The sequence below is a fragment of the Microcoleus sp. Pol7_A1 genome (assembly GCF_036701085.1).
Classification (GTDB): domain Bacteria; phylum Cyanobacteriota; class Cyanobacteriia; order Cyanobacteriales; family Microcoleaceae; genus Microcoleus; species Microcoleus asticus.
This window is the reverse complement of record NZ_JAUBQD010000113.1, coordinates 10,538-10,935: the sequence shown is the minus strand read 5'-3', so window position 1 is coordinate 10,935 and position 398 is coordinate 10,538. Positions and strand designations below refer to the sequence as shown.

The window sequence follows — 398 nt, the reverse complement described above, 5'->3', positions numbered from 1 at the left end:
CGCTTCGCTTGATAAAACCCTGAAAATCTGGGACATCAAGACAGGCACCAAACTTTTCACCCTCACCGGTCATACTAACTGGGTCAATGCAGTAGCGATCGCACCCGACGGCAAAACCGCGATTTCCGCTTCGCTTGATAACACCCTGAAAATCTGGGATACCAAGACAGGCACCAAACTGTTCACCCTCACCGGTCATACTAGCGGGGTAAGAGCAGTAGCGATCGCACCCGACGGCAAAACCGCGATTTCCGCTTCGCTTGATAAAACCCTGAAAATCTGGGACATCAAGACAGGCACCAAACTTTTCACCCTCACCGGTCATACTAGCTGGGTAAATGCAGTGGATCTCGCACCCGATGGCAAAACCGCGATTTCCGCTTCGCTTGATAACACCC

1 pseudogene is annotated in these 398 nt (G+C 51.8%); it reads left to right on the top strand.

Annotation, left to right across the window (positions count from 1 at the left end):
- Positions 1-398 (top strand): annotated as a pseudogene (locus QUA20_RS30805) (WD40 repeat domain-containing protein); the annotation flags it as partial.